At 38.8% G+C, this 11,603-nt stretch carries 10 protein-coding genes; 8 read left to right on the top strand and 2 right to left on the bottom strand.

Annotation, left to right across the window (positions count from 1 at the left end):
• Window positions 1-773: 773 nt before the first annotated feature.
• Window positions 774-1,424, bottom strand: a complete 651-nt coding sequence (locus B9P78_RS08245) for a phosphatase PAP2 family protein (RefSeq protein WP_094518998.1) — start codon at window positions 1,422-1,424, stop codon at window positions 774-776.
• A gap of 217 nt (window positions 1,425-1,641) precedes the next feature.
• On the opposite strand from B9P78_RS08245, the gene rpsO reads away from it, so the two are divergent.
• The 6 genes from rpsO to cls all read left to right on the top strand — a co-directional run bounded on the left by rpsO (window position 1,642) and on the right by cls (window position 9,607).
• Window positions 1,642-1,911: a 30S ribosomal protein S15 gene (gene rpsO, locus B9P78_RS08240; RefSeq protein WP_094518997.1), complete on the top strand. Its 270-nt coding sequence runs from the start codon at window positions 1,642-1,644 to the stop codon at window positions 1,909-1,911.
• A 212-nt stretch (window positions 1,912-2,123) separates the two neighbouring features.
• Entirely contained in the window at window positions 2,124-4,238 is a 2,115-nt protein-coding gene (gene pnp, locus B9P78_RS08235) for a polyribonucleotide nucleotidyltransferase (RefSeq protein WP_094518996.1), read from the top strand.
• A gap of 240 nt (window positions 4,239-4,478) precedes the next feature.
• Complete coding sequence (locus B9P78_RS08230) at window positions 4,479-5,522, top strand: aspartate-semialdehyde dehydrogenase (protein WP_094518995.1); 1,044 nt, start codon at window positions 4,479-4,481, stop codon at window positions 5,520-5,522.
• A gap of 194 nt (window positions 5,523-5,716) precedes the next feature.
• The gene (locus B9P78_RS08225) at window positions 5,717-7,420 is read left to right on the top strand and encodes a ribonuclease J (protein WP_094518994.1); all 1,704 of its coding nucleotides are present in this window, start codon (window positions 5,717-5,719) and stop codon (window positions 7,418-7,420) included.
• A gap of 12 nt (window positions 7,421-7,432) precedes the next feature.
• Window positions 7,433-8,038, top strand: a complete 606-nt coding sequence (locus B9P78_RS08220; RefSeq protein ID WP_094518993.1) for an energy-coupled thiamine transporter ThiT — start codon at window positions 7,433-7,435, stop codon at window positions 8,036-8,038.
• A 120-nt stretch (window positions 8,039-8,158) separates the two neighbouring features.
• Window positions 8,159-9,607, top strand: a complete 1,449-nt coding sequence (gene cls / locus B9P78_RS08215) for a cardiolipin synthase (protein ID WP_094518992.1) — start codon at window positions 8,159-8,161, stop codon at window positions 9,605-9,607.
• Between the two features lie 31 nt (window positions 9,608-9,638).
• Here the strand turns inward: cls and B9P78_RS08210 are convergent, their stop codons facing one another.
• Window positions 9,639-10,025: a hypothetical protein gene (locus B9P78_RS08210; protein ID WP_094518991.1), complete on the bottom strand. Its 387-nt coding sequence runs from the start codon at window positions 10,023-10,025 to the stop codon at window positions 9,639-9,641.
• A 296-nt stretch (window positions 10,026-10,321) separates the two neighbouring features.
• Between B9P78_RS08210 and gmk the strand changes: the two genes are divergently transcribed.
• Window positions 10,322-10,954, top strand: a complete 633-nt coding sequence (gmk, locus tag B9P78_RS08205; protein WP_094518990.1) for a guanylate kinase — start codon at window positions 10,322-10,324, stop codon at window positions 10,952-10,954.
• Window positions 10,954-11,166, top strand: a complete 213-nt coding sequence (rpoZ, locus tag B9P78_RS08200) for a DNA-directed RNA polymerase subunit omega (RefSeq protein WP_094518989.1) — start codon at window positions 10,954-10,956, stop codon at window positions 11,164-11,166. The genes gmk and rpoZ overlap by 1 nt, the downstream gene beginning before the upstream one ends.
• Window positions 11,167-11,603: the final 437 nt, after the last annotated feature.

Below are 11,603 nucleotides of genomic sequence, written 5' to 3'. Positions count from 1 at the left end.
AAAGAGGATGAAATCGAGACCTTGGCTCGATTTCAAATTGAAAGACCTTGGCTTTCAATGGTCCCGCGGCTCACAAGGAACGTACACTGTAAGGACGAAAAATCTATGATTTTAATTTTTTGTCCCAGGCTTGTCTTTTTGCGTGTGTATCTATATTTCCAATAATATCTTCACACGCCAACCACTAGTGACCTGAAGCAGAGGATTTCAGCACACCAATGAGATTTGGTCAAAATTCATCAAACAAAAGTGTTGACAAAAAGTAAGTGTGCTTCTATACTATAAATATAATTAATTCGAAATCGAAATGAAAGAATTCGAATTAATAGAAATAATTCACAAATTTTATCACGCGTGAAAAACAAGGGGTGAAAGAATGATGACCATTTCTTCTGGGTGCACTTGCATATAAGCAATGTTGACGAATACAAAATGTAAGCTAACAAACATAAATAAACAGCATACTCATAAAACCAATAACAACAACCAATTTCTACTTAGCCTAACTAACTAAGTAAAAGCCAAAAAGCAAAAACACAAAAATGAAAGCATGAACGAGTGAGGATTTACCGAAAAACCTCAATTAGCCAACTGAATTTATTCAGAAATAACCAATCCAAAGCAACAAATTCAAATTTAATCATATACATAATTCAAATCAAGTAAATCAAACAAGCAAGTACAAGCTTCAAATTTTATCTATCATCAAATTTTGACAAGTCTATCAACAATGAACCCCAGCCATTCCTGAAAGTGGCTGGGGTTTCATTTGTTTATGCATCAATACATCGATGGAATAAGTAGCTAGACCAGATGAGGCAGCTGGCACCGAGGGACCAACCAGCGATGACATCAGTAAAATAATGCACACCTAGATATAAACGCGATCCGCCTAATGCAATCATCATGAATGCAACAAATAGGATTAAAGGAAGCTTAAGTTTAGGGTGCTTGTCCCCGTAATAGTGCCAAATCAGAAATGCCAAGGTGCCCCATACAACAATCGAACCTGTTGCATGTCCCGAGGGAAAAGAAAAACCAGTTTGATCGACTAAATGGGCAACATATTCTGGTCGTATCCTTTTCACGGTGTATTTGATTGCGCCCACGATGAGCCCCGTACTGGTAAAGATGGATAGTATCGTCCATAGACCGACACGCCACTTTTTGCTAATCCAAGAAAAAAGTGTGGCGATGATGAGCGTTGTGATGATAACGCCAGGCGTGTTGCCAAGATAGGTGTAAGTTTGGACGAAGTTGGTGAAAGCAGGTGACCCCCAATGATACAGATGCTGCCCCACACTGATATCAAAGTGGGTGAGGGCATGCCTTTGGGTTAAGACCAGTATAAATAATACGAGAAAGGGCAAGCTTGTCAAAATACCTGCCGTTAGATATTTCTTTGTTGATTGTCTTGCGTGCATAAGGGACCTCCAATAAGTGCAATATATTTTATATTATATGGAAATGACCTTTGGCGCAAGCGACTTAGGTCCTATAATTTAAAAGAAATAAATCGGCTGAAATAGCTTGAAATGTGTAGGAGAAACATGTATACTATTTAAGACCGTTTACTTCGTAAGTTGAATCACCAACGCTTCACGCAGTTTACGGCGAAAATTATGAAAGAGGTGTTGTCACATGGCAATTTCAAAAGAACGTAAAAACGAACTAATCCAACAATTTGCACGTCACGAAGGAGATACTGGTAGCCCAGAAGTACAAATCGCTATCTTAACAGAAGATATTAACTCTCTTAACGAACATGCACGTACGCATAAAAAAGACCACCATTCCTACCGTGGTTTAATGAAAAAAGTTGGTCACCGTCGTAACTTGTTAGCTTACTTACGTAACAAAGACGTAGCACGTTACCGTGAATTGATCAAAGCTTTAGGCTTACGTCGTTAATCTTTACAAAAAAATATTATTTTTACGAGCGAGATACATTTGTGTCTCGCTTTTGTTGATTTTTACGACCTTTTATAGGAAAATAAATGAGTATGAAATAGCATGCCAGCAGTTAATTACTACTATGCAAATTTGTGGGTTTCAAGGGTGAAACGTAGAAATTTGTTTAGTAGCAAACTGTTTGGCAGTAAGCGAAATAAAGGAGCGTTCGAATGAACACAGAAGAAAAACAAGTTTTTAAGATGAATTGGGCTGGACGTCCATTGTCAATTGAGTACGGCCAATTAGCAAAACAAGCTAATGCAGCAGTGCTTGTACGTTACGGTGATACAGTTGTGTTAACAGCTGTTGTAGGTGCTAAGGAAGCGAAACCTGGCCAAGATTTCTTCCCACTACAAGTGAACTATGAAGAAAAAATGTACTCAGTAGGTAAAATTCCTGGTGGCTACATCAAACGTGAAGGGCGTCCGAGTGAACATGCAACCTTAACAGCGCGTTTAATTGACCGTCCAATCCGTCCAATGTTTGAAGAAGGCTTCACCAACGAAGTGCAAGTCATCAATACAGTCTTATCTGTAGACCCTGACTGTTCACCAGAAATGGCTGCAATGTTAGGTTCATCTGCGGCACTGACCATTTCAAATATTCCATTTGATGGTCCAATCGCAGGGGTAAACGTTGGTCGTGTAAACGGTGATTTCATCATCAACCCAACAGTTGCCCAACAAGAACAATCAGACTTAGAATTGATTGTTGCTGGTTCTAAAGATGCAATCAACATGGTTGAATCTTCTGCAGCCGAATTATCTGAAACTGAAATGTTAGAAGCCTTGATGTTTGGTCATACTTCTATCCGCGAATTATGCTACTTCCAAGATGAAATTCGTGCCAAAATCGGTCAAGAAAAAATGGATGTGAAATTAAACACACCAGATCCAGTTTTACTCGCTGAAATTACTGCGAAATACTACCAACAAATGGTAGACGCTATCCAAGTTTACGACAAATTGGAACGTGAAGAAAACATTGAAAACGTCAAAGCAGCGATCATTGCTGATTACAATGACTTATACGCTGAAAACGATGATGTTGCCACTTTAATGGACCAAGTGCGTCAAATCGCTGACCAATTAGAATATAAAGAGGTACGTCGTTTAATCACAGATGATAAAGTACGTCCTGATGGCCGTAAAATTGATGAAATTCGTCCTTTAGCATCAGAGGTTGGTTTATTACCACGTACACACGGTTCTGGTTTATTCACTCGTGGCCAAACGCAAGCCTTGTCAGTAGCAACTTTAGCACCATTATCTGAAGAGCAACGTATTGACGGATTAAGTGGCGATGTTACACAACGTTTCATGCACCACTACAACTTCCCACAATACTCTGTAGGTTCAACTGGTCGTTATGGTTCACCTGGACGTCGTGAAATCGGTCACGGTGCTTTAGGTTACCGTGCCTTAAGCCAAGTATTGCCAAGTGAAGAAGAATTCCCTTATGCAATTCGATTAGTAGCTGAAGTATTAGAATCTAACGGTTCATCTTCTCAAGCTTCTATCTGTGCAGGTACTTTAGCTTTAATGGATGCCGGTGTGCCAATCAAAGCACCAGTAGCTGGTATCGCAATGGGTCTGATCATGGACGAAGATGAAGTAAACTACACTATCTTAACAGATATTCAAGGTCTAGAAGATCATTTAGGTGATATGGACTTTAAAGTAGCTGGTACTGCTGAAGGTATCACTGCCTTACAAATGGATATTAAGATCAAAGGGATTACCGAACAAATCTTACGTGAGGCCTTAAATCAAGCACATAAAGCACGTGTGGAAATTTTAGGTCATTTAGCAGCTACAATTGACGCACCACGTGAAGAAATGAGCCCATACGCACCTAAGATTGAACAAATTCGTATCGATCCTAACGACATCAAAGTAGTTATCGGTAAAGGTGGAGACACCATCAACAAGATTATCGATGAAACAGGTGTTAAAATTGATATCGATCAAGAAGGTGGCGTAAACATCGCATCAACAGATGCAGCCATGATTGAACGTGCCAAAGGAATCATCCGTGAGTTAACGTTAAAAGTAGAAGCAGGCCTAATTTATGAAGGTACAGTAAAACGTATCGAAAAATTCGGTGCCTTTGTGGAAATCGCTAAAGGTAAAGACGGATTAGTCCACATTTCTCAATTACAAGCTGAACGCACAAATAATGTTGAAGATGTTGTGGCATTAGGTGATAAAGTTCGCGTCAAAGTAACAGAAATTGACAACCGTGGCCGTATCAACTTGACCATGAAAGATATCGACGCAGAATAATGATTCAAATATTAAATGGAAAGCAATCGATCAGCGTATCGGTTGCTTTTTTTGTGGTGAAGACATTCATTCACACCATAAAAAGAGAGTGGAATTCTGTCTCAGTCCCTTTCTAATAAAATATTCTCATTTTTTTATCATAAAATTGTCATTTTCATTGAGAAATATCGCCAGCTTTGATAAAATGAAGCAGCGATAACCTTTTTGGTTCAACGAAAAATAGATAAGAGGATGAATAATATGTCAAAAGAGTATACTGTTGCCATTGTCGGTGCTACTGGTGCTGTGGGCGAACAATTTAGAACATTATTACCAAATGCAAAATTCCCTATTAAAGATATTAAATTATTGGCGTCTAAACGCTCTGCAGGTAAGGAATTAGCTATTGGTGACAAAACCTACCTTGTGGAAGAATTAACCAAAGATGCATTTGAAGGTGTAGATATTGCTTTCTTCTCAGCTGGTGGCGACCGTACAATTGAATTCGGTCAAGCTGCGATTGATGCGGGTGCCATTGTGGTAGATAACACGTCTGCTTTTCGTATGGATCCAAATACACCATTAGTCGTACCAGAAGTTAATCCGCAAGATTTAGCCAAACATCACGGTTTAATTGCGAATCCTAACTGTTCAACAATTCAAATGGTGGTAGCTTTAAACCCAATTCGTAACCAATTTGGCTTGGACCGTGTGATTGTGTCAACTTACCAAGCTGTTTCAGGTGCCGGTGCCAAAGCAATCGATGAAATGCGACAACAATACAAAGCAATCGAAACTGGACAAGAAATTACAGAACCAGCTATTTTACCAGTAGGTGGAGATGAAAAACATTATCAAATGGCTTACAATGTATTGCCACAAATTGATAAGTTCCAAGATAACCACTATACTTACGAAGAAATGAAAATGACAAATGAAACGAAAAAAATCATGGGTGACGATACGATTGGTGTATCTGCTACATGTGTACGTGTGCCAGTTGTCTATGGTCATTCAGAATCCGTTTACTTTGAAGTTGATCAAGATGATGTGACAATTGAAGATATTCAAAGCGTATTGCGCGACGCACCGGGTGTTGTTCTAGAAGATGATATTGCTAACCAAGTATATCCTCAAGCAATCAATGCGGAAAAACGTACGGAAACATTTGTTGGGCGTATCCGTAAAGATTTGGATTTCCCTCGTGGTTTCCATATGTGGGTTGTTTCTGACAACTTGTGGAAGGGCGCAGCCTTGAATTCCATCCAAATTGCAGAGCAAATGGTAGCTGATAAATTAATTTAATTTATGTTATAATGTACATAACGATGTGCGGGCAATGGGCTAAGCAAGACATTGTGCCGCATTTTTTTGAGTCAAAAACATATTATGCCACTAACAGTATTGCGTAGGCTTAATACAGGATGCACTAACTTTTCAGCGTGCAGCCAGACCAATTAACCAAAACTATAAAACATATACATATTAGGAGGAATAACATGAGTGATATAAATATCATCGCTCTTGGTGGTGTCCGTGAGAACGGTAAAAACATGTACCTAGTCGAAGTAGACGAAGCTATCTACGTCTTAGACTGTGGACTTGTATACCCACCAGATGAACTATTAGGAATCGATATGATGATTCCAGACTTTACTTACTTACTAGAAAATCAAGATCGCGTTGCCGGCGTTTTCTTAACACACGGACATGCGGATGCTATCGGAGCCTTGCCATATCTATTGAAAGACTTGCAAGTACCCGTATTTGGTACAGAATTAACGATTGAATTGGCTAAATTACAAGCCAAAAAACATGGTTTGAAAAACTACCAAGACTTCCACGTGATTACAGAAGATAACGAAATCGACTTTGGTACAGTGGTTGTGAAATTCTTCAAAACAACCCATTCAGTGCCTGAATCAGTAGGAATTGAAGTTGCAACATCTGAAGGTAGCATCGTCTACACAGGTGACTTTAAATTCGACATGACTGTAACTGGAGACTATGCAACTGATTTTTCACGCATTGTTGAAATCGGTCATAACGGCGTATTCGCCTTATTAGCAGACTCAAATGCAGCTGAAAATCCAAGAGCCAATGCGTCTGAAATTGAAATCGAACAAGGCCTATTAAAAGAGGTTCGTAAAGCTAAGGGACGTGTCATCATTGCAGCCGTTGCTTCAAACTTGATGCGTATCCAACAAGTATTAGATGTTGCTAAGAAATTAGGCCGTCGCGTATTCTTAGACGATACGGAATTAGAAGAAATTATCGATGTTGCTATTCGTTTAGGCAAATTGACTATCCCGTCAAAAGACTTGATTACTGATTTAAAAGACTTAGATAAATACGAAGCCAATGAAATCATTTTCCTAGAAACAGGTAAAACGGGCGAACCATTAGCGACCCTACAAAAAATGGCTTCTGACCGCAACACAATAGTCAATATTACCGAAGGCGACAAGATCATCATTGCAACTTCTCCATCTTACGATATGGAAAAAGTAGTAGCAGAGACTAAGAATGATATCTACCGTGCCGGTGGCGAAGTAGTTGAACTTGCCCAAGCCTATGATTCTTCTGGTCACGCAAGTCCTAAAGACTTACAAATGATGATGAGTCTCTTAAAACCTAAATACGTGGTACCAATTTCTGGTGAATACCGTGCACTTGCAGCCCAAAAGAAACTGGCTAAACAAGTAGCTATTCCAGATGAAAACATCTTCTTGCTAGACAAGGGTGATATTTTAGCGTATAAAGATGGCAACATCCACATTGGTGGTGCTGTGCCAGCTGCGAATATCTTAATCGATGGTTCTGGTGTCGGTGACATTGGGAATATTGTATTACGTGACCGCCGTATTCTATCTGAAGATGGTATCTTCTTAATCGTGTTAACGATTTCTCGTCGTCTAGGTAAAATTTTATCTGGTCCAGAAATTATTTCACGTGGTTTCATTTACATGAAGGCTTCTGAAACATTATTAGATGAGTCAAAAGCATTGGTTGTAGAAGTAACTGAAGAAAACTTGAAAGACAAAAACTTCGAGTGGTCTAAATTAAAAGGTGACATCCGTGATGCCTTAAGCAAGAAACTGTACAATGAAACCCAACGTCGTCCAATGATCTTACCAGTCATTATGGAGGCATCAAATTACCATCCCGACAAAAAAGATAAAAAACCAGCTAAGGATAATTAGGGGGGATCAAATATGAATGCTTCTCAAAAATTACTTGTTTGGGTTGAAGGTTTACTATTTGTGATTTTAGCATTGCTAATTGAAACTACTTTCCCAGAAACGATTACAAGTCACAATTATTACTTAGAAATTTCACTAACCCTACTCATCTTTTATAGCTTTAGAAGAGGGGATATTGCCGGCTATATAGCTGGTGCTGTCTTGGGGTTAGGTATTGGTTACTTCCAAGTAGAGAATATCCAAACGGAATGGATGGTGCTAGTTGCATCTGCTGTCCAATATGCGATGGCTGGTTTGGCAGGGAAATTTGCACGTAACTTGCAACGTACCTTGTTCAACCGTCGTATGAAGAGTGTCTATTTAAACTTGATCACAGGTACAGTCTTATCATACCTTGCTTTCTTCATCTTGAAGTTCATCTTCAACCAATATGTTTTACATGTTGGTGAAATCGCAAATGGACCGTATGCTGTTACCATCGGTTTATCATTCCTAGGTAATGTAGTCTTAGGTGTAGCAATTCTATTCATCATATTGAATGTGTCTGCTAAATACTGGATCCCGAAGAACACGCCTTATATTTCACGAAAAGAACGTTCGCGTTTGTTAAATGATTAATCTAAAAGAGTTATACAAAAGGATTTACAAATAACAGATACATGCAGAGAGCTGACAAAGGACCTAGATATTTTTCTATCAGAACCTTTTGTCCGCTCTTTGTTTCATTAGGAGGAAAAGATGGCTGATTATATAATTTGGGGTTTAATTATTTTACTCATTATCAATACACTAGCCGCAATTTTTACAGTGTTCAGAGAACCTCGTCCCGTATCTACTATTTGGGCATGGCTACTCGTATTAATCCTATTACCAGGATTCGGCTTTATTATTTATTATTTCGTTGGCCGTAAATTGTCATCACAAAATATTTTCCGAATAAAAAACCAAGAAGTGTATGGGATGACAGGGCTGAAGGCAAAATATTTGGATTCTGATCAAAAACACAAGGAAATGGCCAAGTTTCCAAAAGAAGTGCAAAAAATGATTCGGCTACTTTACAATAGCGATCATTCCATTCGTACCGATAATAATCAGGTGCAAATTTTCACTGATGGCCAAGAGAAAATTGATCAATTAGTAAAAGATATCTATGCAGCCAAAGACTCAGTCCACGTTCAGTACTATATCTTAACGGATGATGAAACAGGCATAAAATTAGTGGATGCTTTAGTTGATCGAGCAGAAGCGGGATTAGAAGTAAAACTATTAACAGATGCGATTGGCTCACGTTCGTTAAGTAGGAAATCCATTCGCCGGATGCAAGCAGCGGGTGTGCAATTTGAAAGTTTCTTCTCAAAAAGTCCATTACTGATTGTCAATTTCCGTTTGAACTGGCGAAATCACCGTAAAATAGTTGTTATTGATGGCTTTATTGGCTATGTAGGTGGCTTTAATATTGCGGATGAATATGTAGGAAAAGGACCATTAGGTTTGTGGCGAGATACCCATTTGCGTATCCAAGGCGATGCAGTGAAGACCCTACAAAGTCGTTTCATGATTGACTGGTTTGCTTCCAAGAAAGCATCACCAAAAGATTTTGATCGCGAGTATTTCCCAGAACCACAAGTTGAAGGCACAACATCAATGCAAATCGTGTCGTCTGGTCCAGATGAAGAATCAGATCAAATTAAAATGGGTTACTTACAAATGATTCATATGGCTGAAAAGCACATTTATATTCAGTCACCATATTTCATTCCAGACGAGGCTGTTTTTGAGGCGATTCAATTGGCTGCAACTTCGGGTGTGGAGGTTCATATTATGATACCATTTAAACCAGATCATCCGTTTGTTTATCGGGCATCAGAGTATTATGCCAAACAGTTATTACAAAATGGGGTTTGTATTCATAAATATCGTGAAGATAGCTTCCTACATGCAAAAACAATTTGTGTAGATGGTAAAGTGGCGAGTGTTGGTACAGCCAATTTTGATATTCGAAGTTTTGCTTTGAATTTTGAGGTAAATGCTTTTATCTATGATGAGGAAGTTGTCGGTAAATTAGAGGCAATTTTTGAAGAAGATATGAAAGTATCTATTAATGCAGATAAGGAACATTTCGCAAACCAAAGTTTGTGGAAGAAATTCCGTCAAAGTTTCTCGCGTTTATTCTCACCAATTTTATAGGAAGATACAGCAATGGCTGCCGTCCGTATACCTATGCAGTATATACGGAACGAGCAGCCATTATTTCGTTTACTTTGATTACGCGCATGACATCGTTGTCTACATCTTCAAAAACAACAACATCTTTATCAGTGAATTTAGAACGGAAGATACCGAACATCACATCTTTTGTATTCATGTTACCAATTTGACGGGTAACGGTGATGTATACTGGTTGACTCAATTCATTTGAGTAGTTAATATGTTTAATAATATCTTTGATGGGCATGATAGTCGTTAAGACATTGTTCGACTTGTCCTTACTTGGTCTAGAGAAAGGTAGCACATTTGATGGTGTGCCTTGCTCTTCAGCGAACATCATGGGATCAACAGGGGTAAATAGACTACGTATTGTTTGATAAGATAATGGATTTTGCATGATAAGCCTCCTTAATTCTAGTGCCAAATAATTTTCAAGTTTCTTTGTGTTAGACGCTTGGGGGGGGGGCAAACGTCTGTTCGACTTCATGGTTTTATTATATAGAACGTTCGTTCGGGGTGCAAGTGTTTTTTCGAACATCTGTTCATATTTTTACTAAAAGCTAATAATATGGTATGATTCTAATTGAAAATTAATCCCAACATTAGAGAAAATCGTATGCTCATTGAGACAAAGTCATCAAATTTGTGGTACTATAAAAGCTATATTAATTTGTGAAGGGTGAAAGGTGTGCTATGAAATCGAAAGGACTATTAGTTGTGTTATCCGGTCCCTCAGGCGTAGGGAAAGGAACAGTGCGTCAAGCATTGTTTGAAACTGATACGAACCATGATCAGTTTTATTATTCAGTTTCTGCAACAACTCGACAACCGCGACCAGGCGAAGAACATGGTAAGGATTACTTCTTCGTTGATCGTGACAAGTTTGAAGAGATGATTGATGAAGAACGTTTGTTGGAGTATGCTGAATATGTAGGCAACTACTACGGGACACCATTACAATATGTTGAAGAAATGACCAATGAGGGTAAAGATGTTTTCCTTGAAATAGAGGTTCAAGGTGCCCTACAAGTAAAACGACGTATGCCAGATGGTGTGTTCATTTTCTTGGCACCGCCCACTATGCACGAATTGGAATCAAGAATTGTAAATCGTGGTACTGATGCACCAGACGTGATCGAAAAACGTATGCATCAAGCCCGTGAAGAGTTACAATTAGTTACACAATATGACTATGTTGTAGAGAATGATAATGTTGATGCTGCGGTAAAACGTATTCAAACCATTATTAATGCAGAGCATCTGAAAACAGATCGCTTTATTGACGACATCGTAGAAAATTACCTTAAAGAAGGGGACGAAAAATAATGATTATCTATCCATCAATTGACAAATTATTAGACCGTATCAACTCTAAATACTCATTAGTTTCAATCGCTGCAAAACGAGCAGTTGAACTACAAACTGATAAAAACCCAATGCTTAACGAATACAAATCACCTAAATTTGTCGGTCAAGCATTAGAAGAAATCGCATCAAATGACTTGGTTATCGATCCAGACTCACTAACCCAAAAATAAAAATAGGATGTGAGAAAAAGCGTTTTGGCCCTAACCACTGGAAGACTATAGCAGTGACGCACGCAGTGTGGCGCAATATAGTCTGAAGCGCAGGGCTTCCTGGAGGACCGAACTCAACTTCACAGGATGTGAGCAATAGCGTTCAGCCCTCAACTGGTGGAAGGTGAATGACGGTGATGACGGTAGTCATCGACTAATTCATCTGAAGCAGGCAGAGGGTTGCTATTGCAAACTCAACTTTAGGATGTGAGCGCGAGCTCAACTTCATAAGGATCGAAGGAAGTGGCTGGGACAAAAGGCCTCTAAAAAGGCGTACACAATTCTTAAAAAGAATTGTGTACGCCTTTTACTTTGAAAAATTTTTTATAAAATTTTGATTGAAATAATATCACGGAACAGGTTAAAGGACTGAAAGTGTAGTTCCTTAGCCGTGAAAG

Origin of the sequence: Aerococcus sp. 1KP-2016 (genome assembly GCF_002252085.1) — a bacterium.
Taxonomy (GTDB): domain Bacteria; phylum Bacillota; class Bacilli; order Lactobacillales; family Aerococcaceae; genus Aerococcus.
This window is presented reverse-complemented; position numbering and strand designations above follow the sequence as displayed.

Bases quoted from the DNA above. Each gene is read 5' to 3' on its own strand.
- cls (WP_094518992.1), top strand. From the start codon at position 8,159: ATGGCTGATTATATAATTTGGGGTTTAATTATTTTACTCATTATCAAT.
- B9P78_RS08210 (WP_094518991.1), bottom strand. From the start codon at position 10,025: ATGCAAAATCCATTATCTTATCAAACAATACGTAGTCTATTTACCCCT.
- B9P78_RS08245 (WP_094518998.1), bottom strand. From the start codon at position 1,424: ATGCACGCAAGACAATCAACAAAGAAATATCTAACGGCAGGTATTTTG.
- B9P78_RS08230 (WP_094518995.1), top strand. From the start codon at position 4,479: ATGTCAAAAGAGTATACTGTTGCCATTGTCGGTGCTACTGGTGCTGTG.
- B9P78_RS08220 (WP_094518993.1), top strand. From the start codon at position 7,433: ATGAATGCTTCTCAAAAATTACTTGTTTGGGTTGAAGGTTTACTATTT.
- pnp (WP_094518996.1), top strand. From the start codon at position 2,124: ATGAACACAGAAGAAAAACAAGTTTTTAAGATGAATTGGGCTGGACGT.
- rpsO (WP_094518997.1), top strand. From the start codon at position 1,642: ATGGCAATTTCAAAAGAACGTAAAAACGAACTAATCCAACAATTTGCA.
- gmk (WP_094518990.1), top strand. From the start codon at position 10,322: ATGAAATCGAAAGGACTATTAGTTGTGTTATCCGGTCCCTCAGGCGTA.
- rpoZ (WP_094518989.1), top strand. From the start codon at position 10,954: ATGATTATCTATCCATCAATTGACAAATTATTAGACCGTATCAACTCT.
- B9P78_RS08225 (WP_094518994.1), top strand. From the start codon at position 5,717: ATGAGTGATATAAATATCATCGCTCTTGGTGGTGTCCGTGAGAACGGT.